This is a genomic window from Kluyvera sichuanensis, assembly GCF_014218705.1.
GTDB classification, from domain to species: domain Bacteria; phylum Pseudomonadota; class Gammaproteobacteria; order Enterobacterales; family Enterobacteriaceae; genus Kluyvera; species Kluyvera sichuanensis.
On record NZ_JABBJF010000018.1, the window covers coordinates 41,897 to 56,096 of the forward strand.

Here is a 14,200-nt window from a genome sequence, read left to right on the forward strand (position 1 = left end):
TTAAATTCCTGAAGTCAGCGAGATAAACAGCGGCAGCGACAGGATACACAGTACGGAGCTCAACAGCAGCACGGCTTCTGCATCCGGCGACTGCACGCCAAAGCGGTTACCGAATACCACACCGAAGAAACCAGCGGACAGCGCAATCATCAGAATAGCGGTGATCGCCACGGAACCATGCAGGCCGAAAATCAGCACGATACCCCAGGCAATAGCCGGTTGAATCAGCAGCTTGGCGATGGTTGAGGTAATCACCACGGTGTTGATCTGCAGTTTACGCGCAGAGAGGATCACACCAGTCAGGAACAGCGCCGCTGCGGTAGCAGACAGACCCAGCGGTTTGATCGCCGCCAGCACCAGTTCCGGCATTTTGATGCCAATCGCGGAGAGGATAACCCCCAGCAGCGGGCCCATTACGATAGGTTTTTTAATTGAGCGCCACATCAGCACCGGCAGCATGGAGAGCGTAGAACCGGAATTACCGCCTTCAGCACGCGCTTTTTCGCGTTCGAGGATCAGTAAGCAGAAGGGCGTCATCAACACGGAACCACAGGCAATGGAAACGGCAACGGACAGCGAAGTCGAAGACGCTTCACCCAGCACGCTACCCAGAATCGGCAGACCCAGCGCGGCGTAGTTTGGCAGCGCCACGGTCAGGGTCAGTACGGCGGCATCCTGTGGGGACTTTTTGAAGACGTTGGTCGCCATAAAGTAGATAGCGGCATAGGTAATCCACATCGCCAGGGTCAGCACCAGAATCAGCGGCGACTGGGCGACGATACCCGCCCACGGTGTTTGTACCGTGGCGCTGAACAGCGCAGCTGGCAAGGCAAAGTCCATCACGAAGATATTGAGCAGGGAGACATTTTTGTTATCGACCATTTTGGCCTTACCGGCCCAGAATCCCAGCAGCATGATGACGAAAATCGGAGCAAGAGCATGAACAATTACGTAAGTCATATTTCACCTGTAATGAAAAAAAGTTAGCACTGGCGCGATGATTATTATTTTTCAGATGCAGGAGCCCTCATGGGCGCTGGGAAGCGCCCATGGAGCCGTACATCCGGCAGGTCTCTTTTTTTACTTACCAGCTTGCTCGCATGCGTTCGCGTACGAGGGCAGAGCTGCGGCGATTGTCGGCACCCAGGCGGCTTTTCAGCGTCGGGTCCTGACGAGCGTCGTTGATGGCCTGTTGCAGAGTGTCTTTCACCAGCGTCAGGTCTTGTGTAGATGGGGCATCCGGATTGCTGATATCCAGCAGGTTTTCCAGCAGGCCCAGGGTGGCGTAGTTACTGATGTCATATGCCATCGGCGGAATGGTTGCCGCCAGTTTTTCCAGCGCCTCAACGGTACGCAGGGTAATGCGTGCCGCGGATTCTTTGCCCATCGCGTGGATCAGTACGCCTTTGTCGTTAAAAGCGATCAGACGGTTTGCCTGATAACCGTGTGCCAGAAACGCACCGGACATCGCTTTACCGACGATAAGGCCAATCACCGGGTGACCTGCCAGACGCGCATTGGCATACGCCGCTGCGGCACCGGCCAGCGCCTGGTGAATACCAAAGCCTTCTTCACGACGACCATAGGCCTGGCTGGCGACGTCAATCACCGCCACAATCGGGCGTTTCACCGCGCTGTTGGCATCGGCGGCGACGGTTTCGCTCACCACTTTTGCCAGCGTCCAGCCTTCCAGCAGACCCACTTCGCCTTTGGTGGCACGCGGGTAGTGGTTATGGGCATCCGGAACGACGGCGATAAAACGCACGACTTCACCGTTCAGCTCACCATCAGCGGCCTGCACGGATGGGCACAGCCCTGCAATACGTTTGGCACCTGGAACCAGCGTTTCCAGCCATAATTCGCCACGGCTAATTACGTTACTCATCATTTCACCTCCCGGGCGAAGAGCGCTTTAATCTGTTCTGAATCGGCCTGTTTGCGGGTGTCGAAATGGCTCAGGCGATCGAGATACCAGTCGTAGTTATCCGTGCGATGTTTTGCCGGAACGCCTTTCGCCAGCGCCTCGTTCATGGCGGCTTTCACCGCGTTCACGCCGTCATTAACCAGCGCTTCTACCAGTCCGCTTTGGTAGCGAACTTCACCACCGGTCATGCTCCAGATAAACGGACGGTCGCGGGAGTCGTACTCTTCAATCCCGGCTTCCTGTTCGATAACCTGCGGGCCGTTCAGGCCGAGACGCGCTTCGCGGGTCACAATCAGATAGCTGCACAGCGCCGCCGCGATGGACATCCCACCGAAGCAGCCTACGGTACCGGCCACAATACCAACGACCGGGGTATAACGGCGCAGATCAACAATCGCCGCGTGAATATCGGCAATCGCCGCCAGACCAAGGTTGGCTTCCTGCAGACGAACGCCGCCGGTTTCCAGACTCAGTACCGCCTGGGTAGGAATGCCGTTACGGTTATCTTCCGCCGCCAGCTCCAGTGCGGCCGCCATTTTGGCACCGGACACTTCGCCCATGCTGCCGCCCTGGAATGCGCCTTCAATCGCCACCACAACGGCCGGTTTGCCGTTGATAGTGCCTTTGGCTACCACCATGCCGTCATCGGCCTGCGGAACAATGCCCTGCGCCCCCAGCCACGGCGACATCACGCCTTCAAACGGGTCGAGCAGTTCACGGTAGCTGCCTTCATCCAGCAGCGCATGCGCACGCTGGCGCGCTTTTAATTCGATAAAACTGCGATCATCACGCATAGCTCACCTCTTCAAAAACCTGTTCGATACGGATGCGCGCCACGCCCGGCGTCGCGCCGAAGTCGTGAATAGTCAGTTTGCCTGCCGGCAGGCTGCTGACCGTTTGCAGACGGTTGAACAGCGCTTCCCAGCGGCTGGTGCTGTTATCGACAGAAGTGGTGATATCAATGGTTAACGTCTGGCTCTGGTCGGCGGTGAATAACACCTCCATATCCCCGGAGCCCACAACGCCTGCCAGCGCTTTGCCGCTTAAGGTGCGGCTGGCCGGTACGGTTAACGTAATGTGTTCCATAACATCCTCTTAATGCTTTAAATAAGGCGATTCGACGTGATTTCGACGCGATCGAGAAACAGCGTGGCGGCAAGCAGGTCGGCAGCGCCGCCCGGTGAAGCGTTCAGCGCCAGCATCTGGCTATCCAGTTCCGCCAATGCCGCCTGACCTGCCGGATGCGCGCTACCGCCCGCATTCAGCACCGCACGGGCGCCGTCCTGCATGGCATCAAGCCCTTCCAGCCCTGCGCGAGACAGCACGCAGGTATCGGTCAGCGAGGTCATGATGGCCATCAGCGCATCCAGCCTCGCGTGCGTCTCGCTACTACCGTTCAGGCGGCTTAAACGCAGCTGCGGCAGCGCACGCTGCATCACGTGCGGAAACGCCTGCTGAGCTTCTTCGCGAGCGCCCGGTACGCGATAACGATGCGTCGCGCGAAGCCCTTTGCTGAAGACCTTCGGCGCAGCGTTATCCGGCAGTTTCGCCAGTTCCGCAGCGGTGGCGGCTATCTGCTGCGCGCCACCGGTACCGCCGTGCATCGCCACGGCGCTCACCAGCAACCCCAGCGCCCAAATCGCGCCGCGATGGGTATTCACGCCGCTGGTCGCGGCCATCATCTGCTGCTCGCCTTCACGGCCGAGTCGCCCTATGGTTTGTCTGAGCGCGATATCCGCTGGACGCTGCCAGCTTTGTTGCGCCAGCGCCTGAAACGTGGAGGTCAGGCTGTGCGCTGAGCGTTCCATCAACGCCAACGATAAATCGTGGTGTGCGCCGTTCCCCCGACTGTCCACCAGACCGGGTTTCGGGCTTAACCGTGCTTCGTCAATCAGACACTGCGTGGCGGTTCGCGCCAGCCATTCGGCACCGCCTTCAACCTGAATCTGGGGCAGAAGTTTCATTACCAGCTCCGGAATTTCGCAGGTGGGTTGTAAAGACCGCCGGACCATTCCACCAGATCAGCGACGCTACCGGCCGCCAGCAGCGAACGGGTCGCGTCGGTACGACGAATACCCATATCTTCCGGATAAACCACCTTGCCGCTCTGACGCAGTTCGGCAACGCGCTTAGCGTCAACGCCCAGGCCGATATCGGTGATACCCGCGACCGCAGCGACCATTGCACGGCGCTCTTCAAGGTCTTTGGCACGATAGAGGTAGGCGATACCTTCTTCCGTCAGCACGTGGGTCACGTCGTCGCCGTAGATCATCACCGGAGCCAGCGGCATCCCAGAGGATTTAGCCACTTCCACAGCATCGAGTTTTTCGACGAAGGTTGGCTTCACGCCCGCCTGGAAGGTTTCGACCATCTGCACCACCAGTTTTTTACCGCGCTGCATTGGGTCTGGTTCGGTGATCATGTTCAGCCAGGCTGGCGTCGCATGACGACGGCCGTGCGGGTCATGACCCATGTTTGGCGCGCCGCCGAAGCCGGAGAGACGACCGCGGGTCACGGTGGAGGAGTTGGCGTAGCCATCAACCTGCAGGGTTGAGCCGATAAACATATCCACCGCGTACTGGCCTGCCAGCTGGCAGAAGGCGCGGTTAGAACGCATCGAGCCGTCGGAACCGGTAAAGAAGATGTCAGGACGGGCGCGGATGTACTCTTCCATCCCCAGCTCGCCGCCGAAGCAGTGCACGCTTTCTACCCAGCCGCTCTCAATCGCTGGAATCAGCGTTGGATGCGGGTTCAGCGTCCAGTGTTTACAGATTTTGCCTTTCAGGCCGAGCTGTTCGCCGTAGGTTGGCAGCAGCAGTTCGATAGCGGCGGTGTTAAAGCCGATACCGTGGTTCAGCGACTGAACCTGATGTTCTGCGTAGATGCCTTTAATCGCCATCATCGCCATCAGGATGTGTTCCTGTTTGATGAGACGCGGGTCGCGGGTAAACAGCGGTTCGATAAAGAACGGCTTGTCGGCTACGACGACGAAGTCAACCCAGGAACCTGGGATATCGACGCGCGGCAGGTCACATTCGTCGTCCACCAGCTCGTTCACCTGTGCGATGACGATGCCATCGTGGAACGCGGCGGCTTCAACTAACGCAGGGGTATCTTCGGTGCTCGCCCCGGTATAGAGGTTACCTTTGCGGTCGGCTTTAAAACCGGCAATCAGCGCGACGTTCGGCGACAGGTCAACGTACAGACGGGAATAGAGTTCGATGTAGGTATGGATGGCACCGATTTCCAGCAGGCCATCTTCCAGCAGTTGCGAAATACGCAGGCTCTGGGTACCGGAGAAGGAGAAGTCCAGCTTGCGGGCGATCCCTTTTTCGAAGATATCCAGATGCTCGCTGCGGCCGACGCTCGGCATAATCATGTGCAGGTCGTGCACAATCTGCGGGTTAACCTCTGCCAGCATGCGAGACAAGAAGTCTGCCTGCTTTTGGTTATTCCCTTCTAATACCACGCGGTCACCCGGCGCGATCAGTTTTTCCAGCATTGCGGTCAGGTCTGCGGTCGGCAGAACCTTGCCCTGCACCGGTACGGAAGCCAGACGTCGCTGTTTTTCGGTGCGACGTGTGTTCCAGACGCGTGCTGGTGTTTGCCCAGATAACATTATTAACCTCCTGATTCAGCTAATCATTTTGATTGCTTAACACTGAAAAGATTGTGCACCCTGGCGAGAAAGTCATCAATTAAGCGTAGGAAAGAATCATTAGCCTAAGAGTAATAATTGAAGTAACAATTTGTGATTAAGATCAGATCCTGGCGGGATAAAAACGACTACCGATGCCTCATTTTCATAAACACGATGGCAAAGTGACGGTATAGTAGGCGCAGATTCCAGGTAAACATCGCCGAGTTATGACTGAAACAACCCACCACGATCTCAGTATCGACACCTCCAGCAGCGCGGACTTCGTCCCCATGCGCGGTATCAGCAACCGTCATCTTCAGACCATGCTGCCGCGGCTGCTTCGTCGAAAACTGCAATTCACCCCGCACTGGCAACGCCTTGAGTTGCCGGACGGCGACTTCGTCGATTTAGCGTGGAGTGAAGACCCGGCGGGTGCGCTGCATAAGCCTCGTCTGGTGGTGTTTCATGGTCTGGAGGGCAGCCTACACAGCCCGTACGCGCATGGCCTGATTAACGCGGCGAAAGAACAGGGCTGGCTGGGCGTGGTGATGCATTTTCGCGGCTGCAGCGGTGAGCCGAACCGCCTGAACCGGATTTATCACTCAGGTGAAACGGAAGACGGTACCTGGTTCCTGAACTGGCTGCAGCGTGAATATGGTAAAGCACCAACGGCGGCGGTCGGGTACTCGCTTGGCGGCAATATGCTGGCCTGCCTGCTGGCCAAAGAAGGTGATGACGTGCCGATAGATGCGGCAGTGATTGTCTCCGCGCCATTTATGCTGGAAGCCTGCAGCTACCATATGGATAAAGGCTTCTCGCGAGTCTATCAGCGCTACCTACTGAACCTGCTGAAAGGCAACGCCGCCCGTAAGCTCAAAGCCTATCCCGGCTCGCTGCCGGTGGATCTGCGTCAGCTGAAAAGCATGCGCCGCATCCGCGAGTTCGACGATTCGATCACCTCGAAGATCCACGGCTTTGCCGACGCGATCGATTACTACCGTCAATGTAGTGCGATGCCGATCCTAAGCAAAATCACCAAGCCGACGCTGATCATCCACTCAAAAGACGATCCGTTTATGGACCATCACTCTATTCCTGCCCAGGAAGAGTTGCCGGATAACGTCGTCTACCAGCTTACTGAGTACGGCGGCCATGTCGGGTTTATCGGCGGCACCCTGCGTCACCCGGAAATGTGGCTGGAAAAACGCATCCCCGACTGGCTGATGCCGTGGTTAGGAGCAAAAGCATGATGATTCCCTGGCAGGATATCGACCCGGAGACGTTGGATAATCTGATTGAAAGCTTTGTCTTGCGCGAAGGCACTGATTATGGTGAATATGAACGTTCACTTGCGCAAAAGGTCGCCGACGTCAAACACCAGCTACAAACAGGCGAAGCGGTGCTGGTCTGGTCTGAGCTTCACGAGACCGTCAACATCATGCCCCGTAACCAATTTCGCGGTTAACTATACTCTAACGATAGGGAGCGTTTTACCCGCTTCCGTTGTCGTCTGTTCAGGGAGTTATTCGCATGTCTGCCAAACATCCGGTCATTGCCGTTACCGGCTCCAGCGGAGCAGGAACCACCACCACCAGCCTCGCGTTTCGTAAAATCTTTGCTCAGCTCAACCTGCGCGCGGCGGAAGTCGAAGGCGACAGCTTTCACCGCTATACCCGTCCGGAAATGGATATGGCTATCCGCAAGGCCCGTGACCTTGGCCGCCATATCAGCTACTTCGGCCCGGATGCCAACGACTTTGGCCTGCTGGAACAGACCTTTCGCGACTACGGCCTGAACGGGCAAGGGAAATCGCGTAAATACCTGCATACCTACGACGAGGCGGTGCCGTGGAACCAGGTGCCCGGTACGTTTACGCCGTGGCAGCCGCTGCCGGAACCGACCGATGTGCTGTTCTATGAAGGACTGCACGGTGGCGTCGTTACCCCGCAGCACGATGTGGCTCGCCATGTCGATCTGTTGGTCGGCGTGGTACCGATTGTTAACCTGGAGTGGATTCAGAAGATGATCCGCGACACCAGCGAGCGCGGTCACTCTCGTGAGGCGGTGATGGATTCCGTCGTGCGGTCAATGGAAGACTACATCAACTTCATTACCCCGCAGTTCTCCCGCACTCATATCAACTTCCAGCGCGTGCCAACGGTCGACACCTCTAACCCATTTGCGGCCAAAAGCATTCCGTCGCTGGACGAGAGTTTCGTGGTGATTCACTTCCGTAATCTCGACCACATCGACTACCCGTGGCTACTGGCCATGTTGCAGGGTTCATTTATCTCGCATATGAATACGCTGGTCGTTCCCGGCGGGAAGATGGGGCTGGCGATGGAATTAATCATGACGCCGCTGGTGCAGCGTCTGATGGAAGGTCGGAACTAGCACCAAGACCAGGTAGCCCGGACGAGGCGCGCGAGCACCGACGCCGGGAATGGCCCCGGCGTCACTACGTTCGGCCGGGCTACGTCTGGCATGTAATCAGCCTTCAATCACTTCGTAAGAGTGAGTGATGTTCACCGCTTTTTCGAGCATCAGCGCAACCGAGCAGTATTTCTCAGCAGAGAGATCGACCGCGCGCGATACCGCCGCATCCTTCAACGCTTTACCGGTGACGATAAAGTGCAGGTTGATGTGCGTAAACAGACGCGGGGCTTCTTCACGACGCTCGGAGGTGAGCTTCACTTCGCAGTCGGTCACGTCATTGCGACCTTTTTGCAGGATGGAGACCACGTCAATCGCGCTGCAACCGCCGGCGGCCATCAGCACCACTTCCATCGGGCTTGGCGCTTTATCGCCAGAGTTACCGTCCATCAAAATTTGGTGGCCTGAAGCTGACTCACCGAGGAAGGTTAACCCCTCAACCCATTTCACACGCGCTTGCATAATATTTAACTCCCAGGTTGCAATTTTCTTCTCAGATTACGCGCACATAACAATTCTCGCAATGGAAGGCGATCGACGTCATGCTGAAGCGAGACACCAGGAGACACACGGCAAAAGCTATGCTAAAACAGTCAGGATGCTACGGTAATACATAAACGTACTGCATGTATGCAGAGGACATCACATTACAGGCTGCGACCCTATTCGACAGCCGACTTCCCAGGTAACGGGAAGGATACTATTGCAACCAGTGGCTGCAATGTTTTTGCCGCTGGGAAGAGCTTATAACAGAGGATAACCGCGCATGGTGCTTGGCAAACCGCAAACAGACCCTACTCTCGAATGGTTCTTGTCTCATTGCCATATTCATAAGTACCCATCGAAGAGCACGCTGATTCACCAGGGTGAAAAAGCAGAGACGCTGTATTACATCGTAAAAGGCTCCGTGGCTGTACTCATCAAGGACGAAGAAGGTAAAGAGATGATCCTCTCTTACCTCAACCAGGGCGATTTTATCGGCGAGCTGGGTCTGTTCGAAGAAGGCCAGGAACGCAGCGCATGGGTACGAGCAAAAACCGCTTGTGAAGTTGCTGAAATCTCTTATAAAAAATTCCGTCAGCTGATCCAGGTAAACCCGGACATTCTGATGCGTCTCTCTTCTCAGATGGCGCGTCGTCTGCAGGTCACTTCCGAAAAAGTCGGTAACCTGGCCTTCCTGGACGTTACCGGTCGTATCGCACAGACTCTGCTGAACCTGGCAAAACAGCCTGATGCGATGACCCACCCAGACGGTATGCAGATTAAAATCACCCGTCAGGAAATCGGTCAGATCGTTGGCTGCTCCCGTGAAACCGTGGGCCGTATTCTGAAAATGCTGGAAGATCAGAATCTGATCTCCGCGCACGGCAAAACCATTGTCGTTTACGGTACCCGCTAATCCGGCCCAAAATGGCGTATTGTGAAAGCAATACGCCATTTTTGTTTTCCCCCTATGTGGCGCAGGCTGATTTACCACCCGGAAGTCAACTATGCACTGCGGCAAACGCTGGTGTTATGCCTGCCGGTTGCCATCGGGCTGCTTCTCGGCCATCTCCAGCAAGGTCTGCTGTTCTCCTTAGTGCCCGCCTGCTGCAATATCGCGGGTCTCGACACGCCGCATAAACGCTTTTTTAAGCGCCTGATTATTGGCGGCTGCCTGTTTGCTGGCTGTAGCCTTGCCGTACAGCTACTGCTGGAACACGACATTCCCCTACCGTTGATTCTCACCGGGCTGGCGCTGCTGCTGGGCGTCACGGCGGAAATCAGCGCGCTGCACGGGCGACTACTGCCTGCCTCGCTGATTGCTTCCATCTTTACCCTTAGCCTGGCGGGTAATATGCCCATCTGGGAGCCATTGCTGCTCTACGCGCTGGGCACGCTCTGGTACGGGCTGTTTAACTGGTGGTGGTTCTGGATGTGGCGCGAACAGCCGCTGCGGGAATCGCTGAGCCTGCTCTATCGCCAGCTTGCCGAATACTGCGAGGCTAAATATAGCCTGCTGACCCAGCACACCGACCCGAGCACCGCGCTGCCGCCGCTGCTGACTCGCCAGCAGAAAGTGGTGGATCTGATTTCCCAATGCTATCAGCAGTTACACATGCTTGCGGCTAACCAGCATAACGATTACAAGCGGCTGCTGCGCGCCTTCCAGGTGGGGCTCGATTTACAGGAGCATATCTCCGTCAGCCTGCACCAGCCGGAAGAGGTACAAAAGCTGGTTGAACGCAGCCACGCCGAAGCGGTGATCCGCTGGAACGCCCAGACCGTCGCGGCACGCCTGAGGGTACTGGCAGACGATATTCTCTATCACCGCTACCCGACTCGCTTCAATATGGATAAGCAGATCGGCGCGCTGGAAAAAATTGCCGACCAGCATCCGGATAACCCGGTCGGTCAGTTTTGCGCCTGGCACTTCAGCCGTATCGCCCGCGTGCTGCGCTCCCAGCGCCCACTCTACCCGCGTGACCTGATGGCCGATAAACAGCGCCGCCTGCCGCTATTCCCGGCGCTTAAAAACTACCTGTCGCTGAAATCTCCGGCCCTGCGCAACGCCGCCCGGCTCAGCGTGATGCTGAGCATCGCCAGCCTGATGGGCGTCGCGCTGCACCTACCGAAGCCTTACTGGATCCTGATGACGGTGCTGCTGGTCACGCAGAACGGCTACGGCGCGACCCGCGTACGTATTTTCCACCGCGCGGCGGGCACGCTGGCGGGGCTGGTGATTGCCGCCGTCGTCCTGCACTTCCATGCGCCGGAAGGGCTGGCGCTGACAGGCATGCTTATCGTCACGCTGGGGAGTTACCTGATCATCCGTCGCCACTACGGCTGGGCCACCGTTGGCTTTACTATCACCGCCGTGTATACCCTGCAGATTCTGACGCTGAACGGCGAGCAGTTCATCGTCGCCCGCTTTATCGACACCATCATCGGCTGCCTGATTGCCTTTGGCGGCATGATCTGGCTGTGGCCACAGTGGCAAAGCGGCCAGCTGCGGCAAAACGCTCAGGCGGCGCTGGAGGCAGACCAGGAGGCCATTCGTCTCATCTTAAGCCCCGACCCGCAGGCACCGAAGCTTGCCTACCAACGGATGCGCGTCAACCAGGCACACAATACGCTCTTCAACACGCTGAATCAGGCGATGCAGGAGCCAGGCTTCAACTCGCGTTATCTGGCAGATATGAAGCTGTGGGTTACCCATAGTCAGTTTATCGTCGAGCACATCAACGCCATGACCACGCTGGCGCGCGAGCACAATATGCTGACGCCGGATCTGGCGCAGCAGTATCTGGAATCCTGTGAGGTTGCCCTTCAGCGCTGTCAGCAGCGTCTGGAGTACGATGAGGCGGGAAGTAGCGGTGAAGTGAATATTATGGAGTCGCCGGACGCGCTGTCCCACGGGCCGTTAAGCACCATGGAACAGCATCTTCAGCGTATTCTGGGGCATCTGAGCACCATGCACACCATCTCGTCGGTGGCCTGGCGACAGCGCCCCCGTCATGGCGGCTGGTTAAAACGACGGGCTAGCTAACGATTTTAGCGACCGCCTGAGCGAAGCGCTGCATCCCTTCGTCGATATCCACCTCTTCCACCACCAGCGATGGTGCAAAGCGCATCACATCCGGCCCTGCGTTCAGTACCATCACGCCAACGTCCGCCGCCGCGTAGAGGAAATCACGCGCCCGGCCTTTGTATTTCTCGTTCAGCGCCGCGCCAATCAACAAGCCCATACCGCGCACGTCGCTAAAGACATCGTACTTCGCGTTGATATGCTGCAGATGCTGCACAAAGCGCTCGCGCTTGGCGTTCACGCCGTTCAGCACTTCCGGGGTGTTGATAATATCAAATGCCGCACCCGCTACCGCGCAGGCCAGCGGGTTACCGCCGTAGGTGGAGCCATGTGAGCCGACGTGGAATGCGCTGGCAATGTCGTTGGTGGTCAGCATCGCACTCACCGGGAAGCCGCCGCCCAGCGCTTTGGCGCTGGTGAGGATATCTGGCGTTACGCCATAGTGCATATAGGCAAACAGCGAGCCGGTACGCCCCATGCCGCTTTGTACTTCATCAAACACCAGCAGCGCCTGATGCTTATCGCACAGGGCGCGCAGGCCCTGTAAGAACTCAGGGGTCGCCGCCAGCACGCCGCCTTCGCCCTGAATCGGCTCAACCACGATGGCGCAGGTATGGTCATCGATCACCGCTTCTACTGCATGCAGATCGTTAAACGGCACGTGGACGATATCGGCAGGTTTCGGGCCAAAGCCGTCAGAATACTTCGGTTGCCCGCCAACGGAGACGGTAAACAGCGAACGGCCGTGGAAGGCATTATGGAAAGCGATGATTTTCGTTTTGTACGGGCTATGACGAGTGGATGCGTAGTAGCGCGCCAGCTTAAAGGCGGTTTCGTTCGCTTCCGTCCCGGAGTTCATAAACACCACGCGCTCGGCAAAGGTCGCGTCTACCAGCTTCTGGCCCAGACGCAGCGCCGGCTCGTTGGTGAAAACGTTACTGGTGTGCCACAGCGTTTCGCCCTGGGTTTTTAGCGCCTCAACCAGTGCCGGATGACAGTGGCCCAGCGCGGTCACCGCGATACCGCCCGCGAAATCAACGTACTCTTTGCCTTGCTGATCCCACACGCGGCTCCCTTTACCTTTCACCGGAATAAATTCAGCCGGTGCATAGATTGGCAAAATGACCTGATCGAAGGTCGCGCGGGTAATAGCAGGTTGTTTGGTTTCCATGTCATGCCCTTCTGCAAACGATGAAGCAATGATTGTGAGAATTTATCCACAAAATATGCATAAAAAATCACGTCATGGCAACTACTATCGCGTGAGGAAGTTTGCCAGTAGCGCGTGACCTTGCTCACTGAGAATACTTTCCGGGTGGAACTGCACCCCTTCCAGATCCCATTCACGATGGCGGATACCCATAATCTCCCCCGTTTCACTGCGGGCCGTCACCTCAAAGCAGTCGGGCAGCGTCGCCGGATCGATCAGCAACGAGTGGTAGCGCGTTACGGTGAGCGGATTATTCAGGCCGCGGAACACGCCCTGCTGCTGATGGGTAATCGGGGAGGTTTTGCCGTGCATCACTTTTTCGGCACGAACAATTCGCGCACCGAATGCCTGAGCAATAGCCTGATGGCCTAAGCAGACGCCAAGCAGCGGCGTTTTACCGGCGTAGCGGCGAATAACATCGAGAGAGATACCGGCGTCATCCGGCGTGCAGGGACCAGGGGAGATAACAATTTTGTCCGGCGCAAGCGTATCGATATCATCGAGAGTGATGTCGTCATTACGTTTGACCGTCACGCTGGCCCCTAACTCACAGAAGTACTGGTAGAGGTTCCAGGTAAAGGAATCGTAGTTATCAATCAGCAGAATCATGGCGGCTCCGGTCTTTCAATCAGCCGCCATTCTACCGGGTGCTTACCACTTTAGCGACTGGGCGGCAGCCTCATGCCAGATGCCGCCCCGTGCAATTACGGCAGGACTTTCGCTGAGAGGATGACAATCGGCTTGGACGGCACATTCTGGTATGGCCCAACGTTGTGAGTCGGCACCTGGGCAATTTTGTCTGCCACGTCCATCCCTTTCACGACCTTACCAAATACCGCGTAGCCAAAGTCACGCTGGCCATGATCCAGGAAGGCGTTATCCGCGACGTTGATAAAGAACTGGCTGGTTGCGCTGTCTTTGTCTGCGGTACGCGCCATCGCGATGGTGCCACGGGTGTTACGCAGGCCGTTATCGGCTTCGTTTTTAATCGGAGGATTCGGCTGCTTCTGCTGCATCTGTTCGTTAAAACCGCCGCCCTGAACCATAAAGCCCGGGATCACGCGGTGGAACGTGGTGTTGTTATAAAAGCCGCTATTAACGTATTTCAGGAAGTTTTCAACGGAGACCGGCGCCTTCTGGCTATCCAGCTGCAACTCGATGTTGCCAGCAGAAGTGGTCAGCAGCACGTGCGGATCGTTTTTCGCCGCTAACGCCGCAGGCGCAACCGCAGAGAGTGCAAACACAGCCGCCATGGCCGCCAGTGTGGATTTGAGCATGAGAATTCCTTTAACGGTGCAGTAGAGAAAGCAAGTGGCTTGATTCTAAAGAGGGATAGCCCCTCAGGCCAGTGCTTTACTTAAGTTTACGCGACTGAAACGGTTAATAATAATCAGGCTAAGAAAACACTCAATTCATTATGTGATC

General features: G+C 56.9%; 15 protein-coding genes. 5 read left to right on the forward strand and 10 right to left on the reverse strand.

Features of this window, described 5'->3' with window-relative positions:
• From HII27_RS16975 to mdcA, 6 genes are all read right to left on the reverse strand, one after another.
• Entirely contained in the window at positions 1-960 is a 960-nt protein-coding gene (locus tag HII27_RS16975; protein ID WP_185668962.1) for an AEC family transporter, read from the reverse strand.
• Positions 961-1,084: 124 nt separating this feature from the next.
• Positions 1,085-1,885 carry a biotin-independent malonate decarboxylase subunit gamma gene (gene mdcE, locus HII27_RS16980; protein ID WP_185669008.1) on the reverse strand — a complete coding sequence of 267 codons (801 nt, stop codon included), beginning with the start codon at positions 1,883-1,885 and terminating at the stop codon, positions 1,085-1,087.
• Positions 1,885-2,718 (reverse strand): biotin-independent malonate decarboxylase subunit beta, encoded by an 834-nt coding sequence (locus HII27_RS16985; RefSeq protein WP_185668963.1) that lies wholly within the window; start codon positions 2,716-2,718, stop codon positions 1,885-1,887. The genes mdcE and HII27_RS16985 overlap by 1 nt, the downstream gene beginning before the upstream one ends.
• Positions 2,711-3,010 (reverse strand): malonate decarboxylase acyl carrier protein, encoded by a 300-nt coding sequence (mdcC, locus tag HII27_RS16990; RefSeq protein WP_185668964.1) that lies wholly within the window; start codon positions 3,008-3,010, stop codon positions 2,711-2,713. Before mdcC ends, HII27_RS16985 begins: the two co-directional genes overlap by 8 nt.
• Positions 3,011-3,027: 17 nt before the next feature.
• Positions 3,028-3,888 carry a triphosphoribosyl-dephospho-CoA synthase gene (locus tag HII27_RS16995; RefSeq protein WP_185668965.1) on the reverse strand — a complete coding sequence of 287 codons (861 nt, stop codon included), beginning with the start codon at positions 3,886-3,888 and terminating at the stop codon, positions 3,028-3,030.
• A complete protein-coding gene (gene mdcA, locus HII27_RS17000) occupies positions 3,888-5,543 on the reverse strand; it encodes a malonate decarboxylase subunit alpha (protein ID WP_185668966.1) in 1,656 nt (551 codons plus the stop codon). The genes HII27_RS16995 and mdcA overlap by 1 nt, the downstream gene beginning before the upstream one ends.
• 248 nt (positions 5,544-5,791) lie before the next feature.
• On the opposite strand from mdcA, the gene HII27_RS17005 reads away from it, so the two are divergent.
• From HII27_RS17005 to HII27_RS17015, 3 genes are all read left to right on the forward strand, one after another.
• Positions 5,792-6,814: a hydrolase gene (locus HII27_RS17005; protein ID WP_185668967.1), complete on the forward strand. Its 1,023-nt coding sequence runs from the start codon at positions 5,792-5,794 to the stop codon at positions 6,812-6,814.
• Positions 6,811-7,029, forward strand: coding sequence for a YheU family protein (locus HII27_RS17010; protein WP_185668968.1), 219 nt, complete (start codon positions 6,811-6,813; stop codon positions 7,027-7,029). The genes HII27_RS17005 and HII27_RS17010 overlap by 4 nt, the downstream gene beginning before the upstream one ends.
• 65 nt (positions 7,030-7,094) lie before the next feature.
• A complete protein-coding gene (locus tag HII27_RS17015) occupies positions 7,095-7,958 on the forward strand; it encodes a phosphoribulokinase (protein WP_185668969.1) in 864 nt (287 codons plus the stop codon).
• Positions 7,959-8,054: 96 nt separating this feature from the next.
• Here the strand turns inward: HII27_RS17015 and HII27_RS17020 are convergent, their stop codons facing one another.
• A complete protein-coding gene (locus HII27_RS17020; protein WP_035894387.1) occupies positions 8,055-8,459 on the reverse strand; it encodes an OsmC family protein in 405 nt (134 codons plus the stop codon).
• 304 nt (positions 8,460-8,763) lie between these two features.
• Here HII27_RS17020 and crp point away from each other — a divergent pair, with 304 nt between their 5' ends.
• Positions 8,764-9,396 (forward strand): cAMP-activated global transcriptional regulator CRP, encoded by a 633-nt coding sequence (crp, locus tag HII27_RS17025; RefSeq protein WP_000242758.1) that lies wholly within the window; start codon positions 8,764-8,766, stop codon positions 9,394-9,396.
• 54 nt (positions 9,397-9,450) lie between these two features.
• Positions 9,451-11,526 carry a YccS/YhfK family putative transporter gene (locus HII27_RS17030; protein WP_185668970.1) on the forward strand — a complete coding sequence of 692 codons (2,076 nt, stop codon included), beginning with the start codon at positions 9,451-9,453 and terminating at the stop codon, positions 11,524-11,526.
• On the opposite strand, the gene argD is transcribed toward HII27_RS17030, so the two are convergent.
• The 3 genes from argD to ppiA form a co-directional block, all read right to left on the reverse strand.
• Positions 11,519-12,736: a bifunctional acetylornithine/succinyldiaminopimelate transaminase gene (gene argD / locus HII27_RS17035; RefSeq protein ID WP_123650851.1), complete on the reverse strand. Its 1,218-nt coding sequence runs from the start codon at positions 12,734-12,736 to the stop codon at positions 11,519-11,521. The two genes, HII27_RS17030 and argD, sit on opposite strands and share 8 nt — an antisense overlap.
• An 84-nt stretch (positions 12,737-12,820) precedes the next feature.
• Complete coding sequence (gene pabA / locus HII27_RS17040; RefSeq protein WP_185668971.1) at positions 12,821-13,384, reverse strand: aminodeoxychorismate synthase component 2; 564 nt, start codon at positions 13,382-13,384, stop codon at positions 12,821-12,823.
• Positions 13,385-13,479: 95 nt separating this feature from the next.
• Entirely contained in the window at positions 13,480-14,052 is a 573-nt protein-coding gene (ppiA, locus tag HII27_RS17045) for a peptidylprolyl isomerase A (protein WP_185668972.1), read from the reverse strand.
• Between the last annotated feature and the right edge of the window lie 148 nt (positions 14,053-14,200).